This is a genomic window from Candidatus Pantoea formicae, from assembly GCF_011752625.1.
Lineage (GTDB): Bacteria > Pseudomonadota > Gammaproteobacteria > Enterobacterales > Enterobacteriaceae > Pantoea > Pantoea formicae.
In genome coordinates this window covers 53,603-72,435 of record NZ_VWXD01000005.1, presented here as the reverse complement: position 1 = coordinate 72,435, position 18,833 = coordinate 53,603, and the positions used below count along the sequence as shown (strand labels likewise).

Sequence of the window (18,833 nt, the reverse complement as noted above, 5' to 3'; positions counted from 1 at the left end):
AGAGAAAGGAGGCGCATTAGAAAACGTGCATGCAGGGTAGAAACAGAAAAGGCCGTCAAATATGACGACCTTTCATTTATCACGATCCCCTGTTTTACGGTGCGCAGGAATACGCACCGAAAAAGGCATCGCTGAAGACTTAGTCCAGCTTCACACCCAAGCGGTGTGCAACTTCTTCATAGGCTTCGATCAGCCCGCCGAGGCTCTGACGGAAACGGTCTTTGTCCATTTTGTCCATGGTCTCTTTGTCCCACAGACGCGCGCCGTCTGGCGAGAACTCATCGCCCAACGTCACTTCGCCATTAAACAAACCGAACTCCAGCTTGAAATCGACAAGGATCAGGCCCGCGTCATCAAACAGTTTGCTCAGTACGTCGTTGGCTTTGAAAGTCAGCTCCTGCATGCGCGCCAGATTGGCTTTGCTCACCCAACCAAAGGTCTCGCAGTAAGATTCGTTGACCATCGGGTCGTGTTTGGCGTCATCTTTCAGGAAGAGATCAAACAGCGGTGGATTGAGCAGCATGCCCTCTTCCACGCCCAGACGTTTTACCAGCGATCCTGCCGCACGGTTGCGCACTACGCACTCCACCGGCACCATCTCCAGTTTTTTCACCAGCGCTTCGTTATCCGACAGCAGCGCTTCCATCTGGGTCGGAATGCCCGCTTCCTGCAGTTTGGTCATAATGAAATGGTTAAACTTGTTGTTCACCATTCCCTTGCGATCAAATTGCTCGATTCGTGCACCGTCTCCTGCTGACGTATCGTTGCGGAATTCAAGTACCAGCAGATCCGGATTATCGGTGCTGTATACGGTTTTCGCTTTACCGCGATACAACTCAGCTCGCTTTTGCATCTCATTAACTCCAAACATGAAAGAACCCGTGTTCAGCGGTGTTTCACCGCGCGATGACTGCCTGACGCAATCGTTTACTTCGCCGGGCGCTATTATGCCAAATCCAAAACAAAAAGGCCGGAGAATCTCCGGCCCTTTGGCAATTTATTTGTTCAGTGCACCCTGGAACACCGCCACCAGCGCATCGTTCTGCGCCTGAGTAAGCACGTGGCCCTTAGGATCAATGAACTGCAGACTGCTGCGGTTATCCAAATCACCAACCTGCAATTTGTAATCGCCGTTTGGCAGCTCAGGATCTTTCGCACCAATCGCGTCAAACGCGCTGCTGCCTGGCTGTTTGTAGGTGACTTTCAGACTACCCTGCGAGCGGTTGTCATCGGTCACTTCCATACCCACGCGCTTCAGTGCCGCTGGCAGACGTTGCCAGGTCACGTTAAACGGTGAACGCAGTACCAGCAGTGGCAGACCGGTGTCATCAGCGCCGCTCTGGACATCAATCTGGCCAGTCGCGCGGCCTGCTGCGGCATCGGCACTGGCAGTATCGATCTTATCCAGACCGGTGCTGATATCATTGAGCATCTGGCCGGTATAGCGCTGAATCTGCGCTGGCGACGTCACCGTTTCACCTTTCTGCTGCAGTTCCAGCAGACGAACGGTCAGCACCTGCTGATAGCTCTGGTTCTGAACGCTGATCTGGTAACGACCGCGATACTGGTTGTCTTCATCCGCACGGTTCCACTGCACCCAATCGGTGGTCAGCTGCTGCCCGGCATCATCACGCTGCGCAATCGGGAACTTGTAAGACTGAATCACGTTAACCACCTGCGACCAGATGGAACCGCGACTGCTCTCGACGGCCAGCACGCCCGTGTTGCCCGTAAACTGGGCACGAGTGCCGTTCAACAGTGCCAGTGGCTGGGCTGGCGGACGGATATCCAGCTCTTTACCCACTGCGCCCTTAGCAACGGTGTGCGGCACATCATAATCACCATTCTGCAGCGGCAGAATCATGCCCGCTGGGGCTTTTAAATCATGCAGTTCAGGCGCCTGCAGGTAAGATTCATCACCGCTGACCTGGCGCTTATAACGCTGATCGCTGGAACAAGCTGTTAGCAGCATCAGGGTGGACAAACCCACCACGGTTGCCAGCGTCGAGCGCTTAACTGAATAACTCATTGATTCTCCCTAATTTATCGCAGACCCGCTTTGATCAGCGCTTGGGCCGTTTTCGCCTGACCGGCTTCAGTCAGTGGCGTCATCGGCAAGCGCAGCGTGTCATCTGCGATTAATCCTAGCTGTTTCGCTGCCCATTTAACCGGGATTGGATTCGGTTCACAGAAAAGCGTCTGGTGCAGGTGCATCAGACGCTGATTCAGGCGACGCGCTTCAGCAAATTGCCCCTGTTGCGCCAGCGCACAGAGTTCAACCATTTCACGCGCTGCAATGTTGGCCGTAACCGAGATTACGCCTTTGCCGCCCAGTTGCATGGAGTCTAACGCTGTGGCGTCATCGCCGCTAACGATAATGAACTCATCATTAACCAGCTCTTGGATCTGAGTAATGCGCGATAAGTTCCCGGTGGCCTCTTTAATTCCGATAATATTTTTAATTTCAGCCAGGCGGGCAACGGTTTCCGGCAACATGTCGCAACCGGTACGAGAAGGCACGTTATACAGCATCTGCGGCAGGTCGGTGCTTTCAGCAATCGCTTTGAAGTGCTGGAACAAACCTTCCTGAGTCGGACGATTGTAGTAAGGCGTCACCGTCAGACAACCCACCACACCGGTGCCAGTAAAGCGCTTAGTGAGAGAGATACCTTCAGCAGTGGCATTGGCGCCGGTTCCAGCGATAACCGGAATACGACCATCAGCCAGCTCCAGCGTCTGCATCACCACATCACCATGTTCTTCATGGCTGAGGGTGGCAGATTCGCCGGTGGTGCCAACAGAAACAATTGCCGCAGTGCCGCTGGCAACATGATAATCAATCAGTTTTTTCAAACTCTCGCGGCAGACATTGCCTTTTTCATTCATTGGCGTAATGAGCGCAACAATACTTCCGGTGAACATGGGCTATCCCCTCGACAAACAAGTGCCTCATGTTACGTTTTACCCCGAAAGAAAAGCAAGCGAGCCAAGCCATTCCTGCCCTTGTCAGCAGTTTTTTTTATGTTTACCTTATGGTTATTAGCGAACGTACAGGAAACGCCATTTTGTCGCAGTTACAGCCTCACCATTTGGTGATCACCGCACTGGGCGTTGATCGTCCGGGAATCGTCAACACCATCACTCGCCATGTCAGTAGCTGTGGTTGCAACATCGAAGATAGCCGTTTGGCGATGCTCGGTGATGAGTTCACCTTTATCATGCTACTCTCAGGAAGCTGGAACGCGATTACCCTGATTGAATCCACACTCCCCATGAAAGGTGCCGAGCTGGAGCTGCTGATTGTGATGAAGCGCACCAATGCGCGCATTACCCCGCCGATGCCCGCCACGGTATGGGTGCAAGTGGAAGTGCCAGATTCACCCCACATCATTGAGCGCTTTACTGACCTGTTCGATAAACATCAGATGAATATCGCTGAACTGGTTTCACGCATTAAGCCAGCACAGGATGGTGTGCCTCCTACACTCTATATTCAGATGACCGCCCACAGCCCGGATAACCAGGCCAGCGCACCGTTTGAACAAGCCTTCAACAAACTGTGTGAAGAACTGCATGCACAAGGCTCGATTCGTCTTTATAGTGTCACCGACGAGAGCCACAGTACTCTGTAGTCAAAATCCGGGTTATTTCTCCACACACTCTGTCGCATTGGCATACCTTGTAGTGAAATAACCCAGAGGGTGACACTCACAGGCGTTTTTGCCTTCATGGTGTATAACCCACAGCATAAAGAAAAATGGAGAGTTGTGATGAATCCACTGAAAGCCGGTGATACCGCACCGAAATTTAGCTTGCCCGATCAGGACGGCGAACAAGTAAATTTGGCCGACTTCCAGGGACAGCGCGTTCTGGTCTATTTCTATCCGAAAGCCATGACGCCGGGTTGCACCGTTCAGGCCTGTGGCCTGCGCGACAACATGGATGCGTTGAAAACAGTCGGCGTAGAAGTCTTGGGTATCAGCACCGATAAACCTGAAAAACTGTCGCGCTTCGCCGAGAAAGAAGTGCTGAACTTCACGCTGTTATCTGATGAAGATCATCAAGTGTGTGAGCAGTTCGGTGTCTGGGGTGAAAAGACCTTTATGGGGAAAACCTATGACGGCATTCACCGCATCAGCTTCCTGATTGATAGCAACGGCAAGGTTGAGAAAGTGTTTGATGATTTCAAAACATCGAACCACCACGATATCGTGCTGGATTATCTGAAGTCTGCCTGATACACCACGGGTGCACAGCGTGCACCCGTTTCTTAAACCTTCGTTACCGCGTGATGCTACTCACCAACGCATTCTGACCGGCAATCATCACACAGTTACGTCCCGCGTTTTTTGCCTGATACAACGCAGCGTCCGCTTGCTTGAGACTTTGTTCTTGCGTGTTGTGTTCGGTGTCCCACAGAGCAACCCCCACCGACAGCGTAATGTGCCCCACATGATCCACCCAGTTTTCAGCAATGCTGGTGCGTACTCGCTCGGCGATCACCCGCGCCTCTTCAGTGGACGTAGCAGGCAGCAGCATCAGGAACTCCTCGCCACCGTTGCGGCAGACCACATCCGTCTGACGGGCGCTGGCTCGCAATGTGTTGGCCACGTGTTTAATCACTGCATCACCCACATCATGGCCGAAATTGTCGTTCACGCGCTTAAAATGGTCGATATCCAATGCCAGTACGGCAAAGGGCTGATGCATGGTGGTGAAGTAGTCCAGTACCGCGCTCAAACCACGACGGTTCAACAGACCGGTCATGGGGTCCGTTTGCACTTCCGATTTTAGACGGCCAATCTTGTCCTGGACTAAACCAATACCGGTTAATAATGCCCGTTTCACCTGTGCCGCTTCAAAGTACCACGCACGAATTCCGCCAATTTCGCCAGAGACCCCTTGGGTATCCATCTGGCTGGCTTTACGCGCCAGTTGCCACAGTGGCAGTGCAATCAAACGCGCAAAAATAACCGCCATTAATAAGGTCAGCAACGCGAACGGTACCGAGTTTTTCAGCACCTTTAATAACAGGCCAGAAAGCGGTTGTAATGTGACATCCGTGGGTTTAAGCGCGACCACCATCCAGCCCGTGGTAGGCACAATGGCATATCCCGCCAGCTTTGCAGTGCCCTCTTCCGTCAGCTGCACTTCACCATTAGTGCTCTCTTGGCGCGCCTGGTCGCTGACGATAGCCGACACTGTCTTGCCAATTAACTGACTGTTCTGGTGATACAGTACCTGATTATTACGATCCAACACATAGACATGCGTGCCATCCCGGTAGAACTGCTCGCCGAGTAATGCGTTGAGAATGCTTTTTTTCTTCAGATAGATGGTGCCACCGACATAACCGAGGTAGCGCCCGTCATTGCTCCAAATGGGCCAAGAGACAAAGACAATCAGGTTATTTGCCGCCGAGATAGTGGGTTTACTCACCATCGGCTGACGCTGTACCAACGCTTCGCGCGAAGCCTGGCTGGTGAGTTGCATGCCTTTCAGCATCAGCGACTCGGGAGAAATGGCTTTCACTAAACCATTACTGTCCACCACGGCCACCGAGTTAAAGCTGCTGGTTTGCTCGCGCAAGCGATTCACTTCCTGCTGTGCGAGTTCGGGGTTATCAAAATCTTTACCCAATTGATTGGCGCTGTAATGCAGCTGAGACTGCGCAAGCTGGAAGAAAACTTCAGTGGTTGCCGCCAGTTTGGTCGCGTACGCGCGGTTCGCCTCAAGCGTGCTTTCGATCAGCACCATACGCTGTACACGCCAGGTGGCATACAACGTATTGGCAAGTGTGATCACGATACTGGTGATAGCCAACAGCGCGATCAGCGTGCGCAGATCGGTTTTTGGCCGGATGCGCATCAGCATGACGCAGCCGCCCTGATGAATAGGTTCATAAATTCGCGTGCCTGACTCTTGTTATAGTTGGATTAGCTTGCCCTGGTGAGGGAACCGCCAATTGTACACCCACAAGCCAAGCGGATCACAGATCAAGCTGTCAGGCACGCGTAAAAAATCAGCAAAACAGTGGCGCTAATCGATCAGTCCATTAGCATCATAAAACGGCCATGGGCCAGGATAATCGCCAATCGCGCAGAGATGTGTGGTCATTCCCTGCTGAGGATGCCAGCGATGCAGCAAGAATCCTGGTGGTTCCAACACAAAATTGGCCGGGCCATTTTCAGACAAATCAAACGCCACCTGATGCGAAACACCGGGTGCAACAGAGACTAAAGTCCCGGCAAATCTCGCCTGGATTGAACGGTGTAAATGGCCACTTAGCACGCGCTCCACCTGCGGATGTTGACTGATGATTTTCGCCAACGCCTCTGGGTTACGCAGTGGCTGCTTGTCCATATGACCGATGCCGGACATCACAGGGGGATGATGCAACATCACCATGGTCGGCAGTTGCGGCTCACGCGCGAGCTGGTCCTCAAGCCAGACCAACTGAGCCTCATCCACATAGCCCCAAGGCTGTTGCGGCACACTGGAATCCAACGCCAGCAGTTGCACACCTTTCACTCGCGTTTGCCAGTTCAGCGTTTCGCCGCGTTGCAGATAGTGATGATCCGGAAAGGCCGCACGTAATTGCTGGCGATCGTCATGGTTGCCGGCCATCAACATATAGGGCAGCTGCAGGCGGCGTAGTGCGGTGCGCAGCGTTTGATACTCCTCTGCGGTGCCAAAATCCACTAAGTCACCGGTGATCACCACTATATCCGGACGCGGCAACAAACGATTCAAGGTATCGATAACCCGCAGCAGCGCAGCCTGGGTATCGACCTTTTTGTACGACAGGCGACCATTCGCCTTAATGTGTAAGTCACTAATTTGCGCAATCAGCGTCAATGCTTCAGACACGAATCTCTTCCTCAGGATGCAGAAAATTGGAGTGCGGCGTCCTGCGCCAATGTCCAGCTCACCGGTTGCCCAGCATGCCAGGCTTCACGCGCGTGGCGATCGACCTGAATTGGCGTCGCCAGTCCGATGTCGATCATCAACCGCTGTGAAGCGCCTAAAAAGGTACTGGCAACAATAAAGCCAGACCGCGCATAGCGATTATCACTGGCGAGCAGCACATCTTCAGGACGACAGAAACGTTGCGCGTTACCCCGTGCATCAACATCCACGCAGTTAATGGCACCCACAAAATCCGCGACAAACTTCGAAGCAGGATGCTGGTAAATGTTCTGTGGTGTATCGATCTGCACCAGTCTCCCCTGCTCCATCACGGCAATACGATCGCCAAGCGCCATCGCTTCTTGCTGATCGTGCGTGACGTACACAGCGGTGATCGCCAGCTTTTTCAGCAGCGTGCCGATTTCGAGACGTAAGCGATCGCGCAAGCGCGCATCCAACGCCGCCAGAGGCTCATCAAACAGCAGTACCTTAGGGCGAGCCGCTAGCGCGCGCGCCAGTGCCACGCGCTGTTTCTGCCCACCGGACAGCTTATCGATGCTACGTTGCGACATGGCACTCAGATCCACCAGTTCCAGCATCTCTTGCACCCGGGCTTCACGTTCGGCCCGCGCCACGCCCTGCACTTTCAGGCCGTAAGCCACGTTCTCTGCCACGTTGAGATTGGGGAACAGCGCATAGTTCTGGAACACCATACCCACATTGCGCTTCTCAATCGGTAACGCAGTGACGTTGCGATCGTCGAACCACACTTCGCCGCCGTCATCACAACGCTCAAGACCGCTAATGATGCGTAACGTGGTGGTTTTGCCACAGCCAGATGGGCCGAGCAACACCAGGGTTTCCCCGGGGTTCACGGTTAAATCAAGCGGGTGCAATGCCAGTTGATGGTTGAAATGACGCGAACAGCCGCGCAGCGTCACGGTAACGGCCGCAGGATTCATGCTGCCTCCTTGTTTTGGCGCGCAACCGCGCGGTTAAGCCAGTGATTCACCGCATTCAACATCAGCAACAGCGGCAAAATCATCAGAATAAAAATCAACGTATAGGCGGAACCCACTTCCAGCCGCATCGAGGCGTAGCTGTCCGCGAGACCAACAGGCAGGGTTTTAGTCAACGGGGTGTGCAGCATCCAGGTGATGTTGAATTCGCCCACCGACAAAGTAATCACCATAAAGGCACCAGCCAGAATGCCGTTGCGGCAGTTAGGCACCACCACGGTAAAGAAGCGCTGCCACAGGTTGGCACCCAGACTGGCAGAGGCCTCTTCCAGCCGCGGCATATCCACTGCCTGCATCACTGCCAGCACCGGCCGCATCATAAAGGGCAGCGTGAACAGCACGTGACCAATCAGAATAAATACCCAGCTATCACGCAAGGCGGAAAACTGCCCGTAAAGCAGAATAATGCCGAGTGCGGTGGCCAAGCCCGGCAGCGCCACGGGCAGCATCAGACACTCTTCAATACGCGCAGCCCAGCGGCCGGGCGCTTTCAGTAAGCCCCACGCGGCGGGTACGCCAATTACTAACGTGACCAGTAAGCAGAACAGCGCAATCAGTAGCGAAAGCCAGAAGGTGTCGGCATACATTTCCCACACTTGCTCAACCCATTTCAGGGTCAAACCGCTGCGCAGGCCGATAAAATAGTTGTTCGTCACGCCGGCGAGCATCGACAACACCACCGGCACGATCATGAACAGTGCGGTCAGCGCAGTGACCAGCAATTGCAGGCTAAACAATCCGCGACGATTCATGCCGCCCCCTTATGTGCCACACGACGCGCCAACATCAGCGCCAGCCACGCCACCGCGCCCATCACCACTGAGAGAGCTGCTGCCGTCGCAAAGTTGGCGTAGTTAGTGAATTCGCCATAAATCGTCAGCGGCAACACGGCTAAATTCGTACCGAGCGTAAACGCCGTGCCAAAGGCGCCCATACTGGTGGCAAAACAGAGTGCTCCGGTTGAAAGCAACGCCGGTTGCAAACCCGGTACGATGACATCCCAGGTAATACGCCACTGGCTGGCACCCAGAGAACGCGCCGCCTCTTCCAGCGAACGATCGAGTTTTTCACTGGCTGCGACAAGCGTGACGATGGCGCGCGGCAGCGAGAAATAGAGATAACCAATAAACAGGCCGGTCAATGAGTAGGCCAACGTCCAGCGTTCATGCACCAGGCTCATGCTGATCTGTGCCAGCAATCCCTGACGCCCCGCCAGCATCACCACCAGAAACCCCACTACCACGCCAGGAAAAGCCAGTGGGAAAGTCAGCAGCGCTAATAATGTGCCGCGTCCCGTAAAGCGTTGCCGTGCGAGGAAACAGCCGACGATCGCGGCAATCACCAGAGTCACTAACGTCACAGCCAGAGATAACAGCACCGTGTTCATCAAACTGAACAAGTAGTTTGGCTGGCTGATCACCGTCCAGTAGCCGCTGTGCTGCGTGCTGCGATCGTTCTGCATCCCCATTTGCAGTAACCGAGCAAACGGCAGCAGCCAAAACGCAGTGAAGAACAGCAGTGCGGGCAGCGTCAGCCAGAGCCAGCGACTACCCGGCAAGCGTCGAGCCTGGCGGCGTGAAGCCACCAGGTTGTCGGAGATCGACATAATTAGTGAATCTCACTCAGGTACTTAGCAGAGAAGGCTTTCTGCGCATCGGCCATCTGTTGATAGTCAACGGTTTGAGCGCGAGCATAATCACTGTCTGGTAAGAAGAACTTCTTGGCTTCAGGAGACATCGCGGAAGTACGCACCGGACGCAGGAAGGCATTTGCCCAGATCGCCTGACCTTTGTCTGACAGCACGTAGTCGATCACTTTCTTACCATTGGCTTCATGCGGCGCATTCTTCACCAGGCTTATCACGTAAGGTACGGTGACTGTGCCCTCTTTCGGGATCACAAATGCCACGTTGGCATGATCCTTATATTTCGCGCGGTAGGCGTTGAAGTCGTAGTCGAGCAGGATCGGAATTTCGCCGGAAATCAGACGCGCATAGGCGGTCTGCTTAGGTACGATCGGCTGGTTAGCCTGCAGTTTCTTGAACCAGTTCAGCGCTGGCGTGAAGTCCTGCATGTTGCCGCCTTTCGCCTGGTTAACGGCCACAGCAGCCACATATCCGACAAAGGCACTGGCGGGATCGAGGTAACCGATCATCCCTTTGTATTCAGGTTTGAGCAGATCGTCCCAAGATTGTGGGACGGGTGCGCCACCCAATGCATCCACGTTAACCATAAAGCCCATAGTGCCAGAGTGCAGCGCTACCCATTTACCGTTGGGATCTTTCATTCCAGCTGGGATTTCATCCCAGTGGGCGGGCTTATAGCCAGTGATGACGCCCGCGCTGTCGGCCTGGATGCCGAAACTGACGCCGTAATAAACCACATCTGCCACCGGATTGCCTTTCTCCGCCACCATTTGCGCCAGCGCCTGGCCGGAGTTTTTGTTGTCTTGTGGCACGGTGATGCCCGTGTCTTTGGCAATGGCTTTGAGCTGTGTGCCCCAGTCAGCCCACTCGGGCGGACAGTTGTAGCAGATCGCGGTTTCAGCGGCCTGCGTCATCATGCTGAACAGCGAACCGGCGGTCAGCGCGATCGCTCCTGCAAGAATTTTAATTTTGCGTTGAAGATTCATTTTGGTTCCCTGGTGTTGGAAATGCCCTTCATACTTCAAGCTACAGGTGCGTTGACTGCGTGTATTTAGCCCAGTCACTTACTGATGTAAGCTCCCGGTCCAAATACACTTGCCGCGTGATTCGGCCTGTGGCCTCACCCTTCGGGCCAGCGCTCACGCTGTTCAAAAGCAACCAAAGTCGCTTTTGTCCTGCAGCTCGAATTATTTTGGGCATGATTTTAGTTAATCGAAGTAGCAGCGATGCTTTCGCCGATCCGCAACCGATGGGCCAGTACGCGGGTGCCGCGGCTGGCTTGTTGTAACAGCATGTCTATTGCACAGGCACCGAGCATGTCGGCTGGCTGCGAGACGCTCGCCAGCGACGGCGCAATCTGCTCGCCAATATCGATGCCATCAAAGCCCATCACCGACAGTTGCTGCGGAACGCGCACACTGGCACGTGCCGCTGCGCCTATCAGGCTGATGGCGAGCAAATCGTTAGTACAAATCACCGCAGTCAGCGGCGCATCACCCTGCAACTGCGGTTGCAGCAGGGCAAAATCAGAATGCGTGTGGCTGGTCATTTCAATCACCGGCAGCGCGTGCAGACCGGCGCTGTGCATGGCATCGCAGTAGCCCTGATAACGCAAACGCGCACGATCCGATTGCAACATCGGTCCGGCGACCATTCCGATGTGTCGATGGCCGAGAGCCAATAAATGTGCCGTGGCTTCCTGCATTGCCTGGCGGTTGTCCACACAGATCGCAGGCCAGTGACTCTGCTGAGGGACGTTGTGCGCCAATACAAACGGCATGCCGGCGTCATGCAGCGTGTTCAACACGGCGCTGTTATCCGCATCCGCTACGGTAAGCACTAGACCGGCCACCCGCTGCCGCAGCATATGTTCAACGATCGCCGCTTCGCGCTCGGGCTGATAATCACTGGTTGCCACCAGCAAACCGTAACCCGCCGCGCGCGCCTGGCGCTCCATGGCTTGTAACTGGCGCGAGAAAATCGGGTTCAGCAGCGAAGGCAGCAACACCCCCAACGTAGTAGAGCTTTGGGTGCGTAACTGACGCGCAATATGGTTGGGGCGAAAACCGAGCTGCTCTGAGGCAGCCAACACTTTTTCCAGCGTGTCCGGCCGCAACAGATGGGGATCAGAAAATGCGCGAGCGGCGGTAGCGCGTGAAACGCCAGCCAGCTTTGCCACACTGATTAAATCGGACATATTCGCCTCGTGAATAAGCAATGAGATCGATCTCATTGGCGCTTAAAGTAGCGGCGAACTGTGACAGCAACATCGCGGAAAAATGAAGGAAAGATGACAGCAGCGCGAACTGCTGTCGGGCGAGGATTACAACATCAGGAAGGCATAGCCTTCGTTTTGCAGCGAAGCGACGGTGGTGCCGCTCGAGAGGGTATGGGTCACTCGGGTGTCGATCCAGTCACGTTGCAGCTGATGGAAAGCCACCGACTGATCGCAGATCGTCACTTTCACACCCGCCTGTTTCAGCTCATCAATCAATTTCAGGTTCGGGTTATCCGTGCCATAAGCTTTGCGGAATTGATCGTTGTTAAGCGCAGCAGGCACCGCGTCGCTGTTGATCGAGACCACAAAGTTCAGCTGATTGAGTGGGACGCCCGCCGCGTAATAAAGGTTAGTGACACGCGCGACGCGTTCCAAACCCAGATTGGGTTGGCGGACATCGCCTTCAGTACGGTTAATCTGGAACACAATCTTGTTGCTCAGACCAGGCGTGTTCGCAGGGTTGTAATCCGGCGTATTCACGAAATGGATTTTGCCGTAACCCGCGATAGCAGGTGTGCTCCAGAAATCCGCGGGTTCGGTCTTCTTGTCAGCAAACTTGCTGCTGACCTTATCCACCAGCTCTGGAAGCTGTAATACATTACCGCCAACGAAGCCTGCCAGTGCAGCGATAACAATATAGGATGCTGGACGCATTTCACTTTTCCTCGATAGTAGACCGGAAGCCAAATTACATTTGCAGGAAGGCATACCCCTGATTTTCCAACGTCGACACGGTGGTCGGGCTGGATAACGCATGAATGACTGATTGATCGATCCACTCTTTCGGGAAGTGGTGGAAGGCTACCGACTGATCGCATACCGAGACTTTGACACCCAATTTATTCATCTCGCTAATCACGGCCAGATTGGGATTATCGACCTTATAAAATTGCTGAAAATGGGCGTTATCTAACATCGCTGGCGTGGCATCTCCGGTGACTGACACCACAAAGTGCAGTTGATCGGCAGGTACACCTGAAGCGATATAGAGATTGACCACGCGCGCGACGCGCTCTAATCCCAGATTGGGGCGCCTCATATCCCCTTCACTTTTGGTAATCTGAAATACGACCTTATTACTCAGACCGACGACCGGCTTAAATGCGGCATCAGGTTCGTAATGAATTTTTCCATAGCCTTCTACCGCAGGCGTACTCCAGAATCCTTCTGGATCAGTGGGTTCAGCGGAAAAATGGCTTACCACGCGTTGGTAAATATCATCACTTTTACTGACGGTGGCACCGACAAACCCACCCACAATCGCTATCAGGGCGTAAGAGACAGCAGAACGCATAAAAACTCTCCGGCATGCACTGCGCGTTAATTCACAGTCCGTTTGAATAAAGTGCTTTATCTATACCACAGCGTGGGCAGTGCAAAAGTTTTGTGCTTGTTGGCTTTTGGGGCGTTTTATTGCAGAAAAAATAATTAGTCAGGCTAATTGAATAATGCATTTTATTGAGGTGAAATCGGGACTCAATAAATAGCTGGCTGCAAAAAGTTTTATTTAAATTAAGGTTAGTGACATATTTCTGCTGAAAACATGACCAGCGTTAACTAAAACATCAGCTTGATATTAAAACGTCACAATTAAAATCACTGATGGAAGAAAGGCCCTGTTAAGGCCATCTACCTGCTGTTTTTCAGAGTAAACCTGGAAAAGTTCATGCCAAATTCAATAATTTTGAGCAACTTTACGTAACTTTAAATTTAATCCGCCCAAAGCGCTCGCCAGCTCGGCAGGCGGTATTCAATTTTTTGCTGCAATCGGCCTTTGATGTCACTGTTTTTTCATTTTAGCCCTCAGTGGCTTCTTCATTTGCTTGTTACGGCATGCTGGTTAAGATAGTACCGCTGCGCAAAGGGAAGTACGCGCAGAACATTTGAACGACTTACCTGTCCAATTGCAGGTGACTTTTACAGGATTCAGGCATGTTAAACCGGTTGAAGAGATCTGTGCTGGCGGCCCTTATTCCTACGCTGCTGCTGACACCCGCGCTCTCGGTGCGCGCTGATGTGAGTGATAATCTGCCCGATATGGGCACGACGGCAGGTTCGACGCTGTCCATTAATCAGGAACTGCAGATTGGCGATTTCTATGTCCGCCAGCTGCGCGCCAGCGCCCCATTGATTAACGATCCACTGTTAAATCAATACATTAATGAACTAGGCCAGCGCTTGGTCGCACACGCCAACTCGGTACGCACCCCGTTTCACTTCTTTTTAATTCAGAACGATGAGCTGAATGCCTTCGCCTTCTTTGGTGGCAATGTGGTACTGCACTCGTCGCTATTCCGCTATACCGATAATGAAAGCCAACTGGCCTCGGTAATGGCGCACGAAATTTCCCACGTCACCCAACGCCATCTGGCACGTGCGATGGAAGAGCAGAAGCGTAATGCACCGCTGACGTGGGTCGGCGCATTGGGTTCCATCCTGCTGGCGATCGCCAATCCGCAAGTCGGTATGGCCGCGCTGACGGGTACACTGGCAGGCACCCAACAGGGAATGATCAGCTTTACTCAAGCCAACGAACAGGAAGCCGATCGCATTGGTATTCAGGTATTGCAGCGTGCCGGTTTCGATCCCCAAGCGATGCCTAACTTCCTGCAAAAGTTGGCTGACCAGAGTCGTTTCTCCTCTAAGCCCCCTGAGATTTTGCTGACCCACCCGCTTCCCGATAGCCGTCTGGCTGATGCACGTAACCGCGCTAACCAAATGCGCCCCGTGGTGGTTCAATCATCGGAAGGGTTTTACATGGCGAAAGTTCGTTCATTGGGAATGTATGCCACAGGCCGTAACCAGCTTACCGATGAATTACTCAACGAGTATGCCAAGGGGAATGCTCGCGAGCAGATGGCATCCCAATACGGTAAAGCCGTGCAGTTTTTGCAGGCGAAAAGCTTCGACAACGCTAAGAAAATTATTGCGCCGATGCTGGCGAAACAGCCAGATAACGTCTGGTTGCTGGATATCATGACTGATATCGATATCGGCCTGAATCAGCCACAGCAGGCGATTGCCATGCTGGCCAGCGCCAAAGGCAGCAGCACCAATCCGGTATTACAGCTCAACCTTGCTAACGCCTATGTGGAAGCTAAACAGCCAGCTAACGCTACGCGCATTCTGAATCGCTATACCTTTGCCCATCCAGATGACGTCAACGCCTGGGATTTGCTGGCACAAGCCTCTGCGGCACAAGGGCTGCGTGACGAAGAATTATCGGCGCGCGCTGAAGGCTTAGCGCTTAATGGCCAGCTCGACCAAGCGATCACCACCCTGAGTAGCGCCAGCGCACAGGTGCCGCTCGGCAGTTTGAAACAGGCGCGTTACGATGCGCGCATCGACCAGTTCCGGGAATTGCAGAAGCGTTTCCGTCAGTATCAGAAGGGATAAACGATGGTGAGTATTTATCACAACCCGCGTTGCAGTAAGAGCCGCGAAACCCTGACGCTGTTGCAGGAAAAAGGCATCGAGCCTGATGTGGTGCTGTATCTTGAAACACCACCTGACTTGCAGACGCTGAAAAGCCTGTTGCAACAGCTAGGGATGAGCAGTGCGCGCGAACTGATGCGCCGTAAAGAAGACCTCTATAAAGAGCTGAATCTGGCCGACGTGCAGTGGAGTGAAGATCAATTGCTTCAGGCGATGGTAGACAATCCTAAGCTGATTGAACGTCCCATCGTCATTAATGGAGAACAGGCGCGGATTGGACGTCCACCGGAAGCGGTACTGGAGATTATTTAAAGCCCCAGCGCTTCTTTGACAAAAGGAATGGTGAGCTTGCGCTGTGCGCTAATTGAGGCGCGATCGAGTCGATCAAGGGTATCAAACAGCGTGCGCATTTCACGGTCGAGGCGTTTCAGCAGGAAGCGCCCGACATCCTCCGGTAGCTCAAAACCACGCAGCCCTGCCCGCATTTGCATCGCCTGGAGTTTGTCTTCATCTGACAGTGGCTGCAAACGATAGATTTGTCCCCAGTCGAGACGGGAAGCTAAGTCCGGCAGGCCAAGATTGAGCTGACGCGGTGGACGATCGCCGGTGATCAGCAAACGCGTTTTGCCGATTTCCAGAATGCGGTTATAGAGATCGAAGATTGCCATCTCCCACTCGGCATCACCGGCAATGCATTCGATGTTATCAATGCAGACCAGTGCGAGGTTCTCCATGCCGTCCAACACTTCCGGCACAAACCAGGTGCGTTTATCCAGCGGAACATAGCCCACCGCTTCACCACGGGCCGACATCTCAGCACAAGCTGCATGCAGTAAGTGACTACGGCCGCCGCCTTCGCGTGACCAGAAATAGAGATAGCTGCCGTGTTGCTGAGAGAGTGCGCCTTGCAGCGCCGCCAACAGAGACGGATTTTCCCCCGGCCAGAAACTGGCAAAGGTTTCATCATCGGGTAAATAGAGTGGCAGTGAAAGCTGTGCCGGCGTGTTCAGAAGTACCTCAACGGATGAGCAGGCAGAAAACGGCGCAAGTTTATCACGATCCTTGCAAGAGATGAACCAGGCTTCCCTGCCCGGCTAAGCGCATTAGGCTTCGCGCTTTTCTTCTGCATCCAGTACCACTTCTTCTGGACGTAACAGACTGATGACACGGAAGATTAATGACAGTGCCACGCCAACGATGGTTGCCAGCGCCATGCCTTTCAGCTCCGCTGCACCGATGTGCACTTTCGCGCCGCTCACGCCAATGATCAGGATCACCGAGGTCAGGATCAGGTTCTGCGCTTTGTTGTAATCCACTTTGGATTCAATCAATACACGAATACCGGAAGCACCGATCACGCCGTACAGCAGCAGGGAAACACCGCCCATCACCGGCACCGGGATCGCCTGAATCGCGGCCGCCAGTTTACCCACGCAAGAGAGCAGAATCGCGAAGATCGCTGCCCCGCCAATCACCCAGGTACTGTATACGCGGGTGATCGCCATCACGCCGATGTTTTCACCGTAAGTGGTATTCGGAGTGGAACCGAAGAAACCGGAGATCATGGTGGATAAGCCGTTGGCGAACATCGAGCGATGCAGGCCAGGATTGCGAATCAGATCTTTTTTCACGATATTGGCGGTGACGACTAAATGGCCGACGTGCTCAGCAATCACCACCAAAGCGGCAGGTAGGATCGTCAACATCGCCGCCCATTCGAAGCGTGGCGTGTAGAAGGTTGGCAGCGCAAACCATGGCGCATCGGCAACCGACTGCCAGTTGACGATTCCCATAAAGGAAGAGAGTGCATAGCCCACCAATACACCGATCAGAATCGGGATAATGGCGAGAAAACCGCGGAACAGTACAGAACCAAACACGGTAACCGCCAGCGTCACCATCGAGATGATAATGGTTTTGCTGTCAGCCGAGGTGCCATCTGCCGGCAGCAGCCCGGCCATATTGGCTGCCACGCCCGCCAGTTCCAGACCGATCACCGCGACAATCGCGCCCATCGCGGCGGGGGGGAACATCACGTCAAGCCAGCCGGTGCCGGCTTTTTTCACAATCAGCGCCACCACGCAGAACAGGAAACCACACAGAATAAAGCCACCCAGCGCCACTTCATAACCCAGCGGTAACAGCAGTAGCACCGGTGAAATAAACGCAAAGCTCGATCCTAAATATGCCGGGATTTTGCCTTTACAGATAAACAGATACAGCAACGTGCCGACGCCGTTGAACAGCAACACGGTGGCCGGGTTAATGTGGAACAGAATCGGCACCAGCACCGTGGCACCAAACATGGCGAACAGGTGTTGCAGGCTGAGTGGAATGGTTTGCAGCAGCGGTGGACGTTCGTCGACACCAATAGCCCTACGAGTCATCATTTATCCCCTTCCCCGTCATATTTCGAGCTGTAGCCGCGTTGGCGGCTCTCGCGCACCCGAATCACTTACTGATGTAAGCTCATCGGGATTTGCTCGTTTGCCGCCTTGCTACAGCTCGAACTATTTTGGGGATGATTGTTGTGTTTTTGCCAAAAAAAAGCCGACTCTCTGGCCGGCTGGTTAACTACTTTTCATTAAATAATGCGAATGCATATTCTGCCCACATTGGCAGACCGGGCGTAATTGGCGCAGGCAATTTGTTCACGGCCAGCGCGGAGAAACCGCAGCGTACTGGAGTACGTGAGGATTTCGAGCACTGCCCGGGGGCAAAGTGACAAGCAAAATAACCCGGAGCGATCATTACTTGGTTCCGAAGATCTTATCGCCGGCATCGCCGAGGCCTGGGATGATATAGCCCTTCTCGTTCAATCCCTGATCGATTGACGCGGTGTAGAGTTCAACATCTGGATGCGCTTTTTCCAACGCCGCAATACCTTCTGGCGCCGCCACCAGTACCAGCACTTTAATGCTGTTGCAGCCTGCTTTTTTCAGCAGGTCGATGGTTGCGATCATCGAACCACCGGTCGCCAGCATCGGGTCAACCACCAGCGCCAGGCGCTCTTCGATGTTTGACACCAACTTCTGGAAATAAGGTACCGGCTCCAGCGTCTCTTCATCACGGTAGACACCCACCACGCTGATACGTGCACTAGGAACGTGTTCCAGCACGCCTTCCATCATGCCGAGGCCCGCACGCAGGATCGGCACCACGGTGATTTTTTTACCTTTGATTTGATCGACGTCGACCGGGCCATTCCAGCCTTCAATGGTCACACGTTCTGTGGCCAGATCGGCGGTCGCTTCATAGGTCAGCAGGCTGCCGACTTCTGAGGCCAGTTCGCGGAATCGTTTGGTGCTGATATCATGCTCACGCATCAGGCCCAGTTTATGTTTGACCAGCGGGTGTTTGACTTCCACGATCTTCATGATTGTTCTCCCGGAATTGAGTTGAGCTAAAAAAAATCGCCGGATTATACCGCCTTTTTGCCGCTGCGCCACTTGTCATTGGTCAATGGCTTAGCGCGATCCGCGTAATCATAAGGATTGGCGAAAAATCAGCGCAGTGCAAAGCGGCGTGAGATGGCACTCGCAAACGT

19 protein-coding genes are annotated in these 18,833 nt (G+C 53.7%); 4 read left to right on the top strand and 15 right to left on the bottom strand.

Features of this window, described 5'->3' with window-relative positions; translation table 11 throughout:
• Positions 1-139 precede the first annotated feature (139 nt).
• The 3 genes from purC to dapA form a co-directional block, all read right to left on the bottom strand.
• The gene (gene purC / locus F3J38_RS16070) at positions 140-853 is read right to left on the bottom strand and encodes a phosphoribosylaminoimidazolesuccinocarboxamide synthase (RefSeq protein WP_034825771.1); all 714 of its coding nucleotides are present in this window, start codon (positions 851-853) and stop codon (positions 140-142) included.
• 144 nt (positions 854-997) lie between these two features.
• Positions 998-2,029: an outer membrane protein assembly factor BamC gene (bamC, locus tag F3J38_RS16065; RefSeq protein ID WP_167140059.1), complete on the bottom strand. Its 1,032-nt coding sequence runs from the start codon at positions 2,027-2,029 to the stop codon at positions 998-1,000.
• A 14-nt stretch (positions 2,030-2,043) separates the two neighbouring features.
• A complete protein-coding gene (gene dapA / locus F3J38_RS16060) occupies positions 2,044-2,922 on the bottom strand; it encodes a 4-hydroxy-tetrahydrodipicolinate synthase (protein WP_167140057.1) in 879 nt (292 codons plus the stop codon).
• A 110-nt stretch (positions 2,923-3,032) separates the two neighbouring features.
• Between dapA and F3J38_RS16055 the strand changes: the two genes are divergently transcribed.
• Positions 3,033-3,632, top strand: a complete 600-nt coding sequence (locus F3J38_RS16055) for a glycine cleavage system transcriptional repressor (protein WP_205298283.1) — start codon at positions 3,033-3,035, stop codon at positions 3,630-3,632.
• Between the two features lie 138 nt (positions 3,633-3,770).
• A complete protein-coding gene (gene bcp / locus F3J38_RS16050) occupies positions 3,771-4,238 on the top strand; it encodes a thioredoxin-dependent thiol peroxidase (protein WP_167140053.1) in 468 nt (155 codons plus the stop codon).
• A gap of 43 nt (positions 4,239-4,281) precedes the next feature.
• Here bcp and F3J38_RS16045 read toward each other — a convergent pair whose 3' ends face one another.
• From F3J38_RS16045 to F3J38_RS16005, 9 genes are all read right to left on the bottom strand, one after another.
• The gene (locus F3J38_RS16045) at positions 4,282-5,874 is read right to left on the bottom strand and encodes a sensor domain-containing diguanylate cyclase (protein ID WP_167140051.1); all 1,593 of its coding nucleotides are present in this window, start codon (positions 5,872-5,874) and stop codon (positions 4,282-4,284) included.
• A gap of 165 nt (positions 5,875-6,039) precedes the next feature.
• Complete coding sequence (locus F3J38_RS16040; protein WP_167140049.1) at positions 6,040-6,870, bottom strand: phosphodiesterase; 831 nt, start codon at positions 6,868-6,870, stop codon at positions 6,040-6,042.
• A gap of 11 nt (positions 6,871-6,881) precedes the next feature.
• Positions 6,882-7,871 (bottom strand): ABC transporter ATP-binding protein, encoded by a 990-nt coding sequence (locus tag F3J38_RS16035; protein ID WP_167140047.1) that lies wholly within the window; start codon positions 7,869-7,871, stop codon positions 6,882-6,884.
• Positions 7,868-8,680 carry an ABC transporter permease gene (locus F3J38_RS16030; protein ID WP_167140045.1) on the bottom strand — a complete coding sequence of 271 codons (813 nt, stop codon included), beginning with the start codon at positions 8,678-8,680 and terminating at the stop codon, positions 7,868-7,870. The genes F3J38_RS16035 and F3J38_RS16030 overlap by 4 nt, the downstream gene beginning before the upstream one ends.
• On the bottom strand, positions 8,677-9,534 hold the full coding sequence (locus tag F3J38_RS16025; RefSeq protein WP_167140043.1) for an ABC transporter permease: 858 nt from the start codon (positions 9,532-9,534) through the stop codon (positions 8,677-8,679). The genes F3J38_RS16030 and F3J38_RS16025 overlap by 4 nt, the downstream gene beginning before the upstream one ends.
• A 2-nt stretch (positions 9,535-9,536) precedes the next feature.
• On the bottom strand, positions 9,537-10,559 hold the full coding sequence (locus tag F3J38_RS16020) for an ABC transporter substrate-binding protein (RefSeq protein ID WP_167140041.1): 1,023 nt from the start codon (positions 10,557-10,559) through the stop codon (positions 9,537-9,539).
• A 218-nt stretch (positions 10,560-10,777) separates the two neighbouring features.
• Positions 10,778-11,770 carry a substrate-binding domain-containing protein gene (locus tag F3J38_RS16015; RefSeq protein WP_167140039.1) on the bottom strand — a complete coding sequence of 331 codons (993 nt, stop codon included), beginning with the start codon at positions 11,768-11,770 and terminating at the stop codon, positions 10,778-10,780.
• A 126-nt stretch (positions 11,771-11,896) separates the two neighbouring features.
• Positions 11,897-12,505 carry a DsrE family protein gene (locus F3J38_RS16010; RefSeq protein ID WP_167140037.1) on the bottom strand — a complete coding sequence of 203 codons (609 nt, stop codon included), beginning with the start codon at positions 12,503-12,505 and terminating at the stop codon, positions 11,897-11,899.
• A gap of 34 nt (positions 12,506-12,539) precedes the next feature.
• Positions 12,540-13,145 (bottom strand): DsrE family protein, encoded by a 606-nt coding sequence (locus F3J38_RS16005; protein WP_167140035.1) that lies wholly within the window; start codon positions 13,143-13,145, stop codon positions 12,540-12,542.
• 638 nt (positions 13,146-13,783) lie between these two features.
• Here F3J38_RS16005 and bepA point away from each other — a divergent pair.
• Together bepA and arsC are read left to right on the top strand one after the other, a co-directional pair.
• Entirely contained in the window at positions 13,784-15,247 is a 1,464-nt protein-coding gene (bepA, locus tag F3J38_RS16000) for a beta-barrel assembly-enhancing protease (RefSeq protein WP_167140033.1), read from the top strand.
• A gap of 3 nt (positions 15,248-15,250) precedes the next feature.
• Positions 15,251-15,598 (top strand): arsenate reductase (glutaredoxin), encoded by a 348-nt coding sequence (gene arsC / locus F3J38_RS15995; RefSeq protein ID WP_167140031.1) that lies wholly within the window; start codon positions 15,251-15,253, stop codon positions 15,596-15,598.
• Here the strand turns inward: arsC and hda are convergent.
• The 3 genes from hda to upp form a co-directional block, all read right to left on the bottom strand.
• Positions 15,595-16,296 (bottom strand): DnaA inactivator Hda, encoded by a 702-nt coding sequence (gene hda / locus F3J38_RS15990; protein WP_202403671.1) that lies wholly within the window; start codon positions 16,294-16,296, stop codon positions 15,595-15,597. The genes arsC and hda overlap by 4 nt on opposite strands.
• 93 nt (positions 16,297-16,389) lie before the next feature.
• Complete coding sequence (uraA, locus tag F3J38_RS15985; protein ID WP_167140484.1) at positions 16,390-17,673, bottom strand: uracil permease; 1,284 nt, start codon at positions 17,671-17,673, stop codon at positions 16,390-16,392.
• Positions 17,674-18,036: 363 nt separating this feature from the next.
• Positions 18,037-18,663, bottom strand: a complete 627-nt coding sequence (gene upp / locus F3J38_RS15980; RefSeq protein ID WP_034825735.1) for a uracil phosphoribosyltransferase — start codon at positions 18,661-18,663, stop codon at positions 18,037-18,039.
• Between the last annotated feature and the right edge of the window lie 170 nt (positions 18,664-18,833).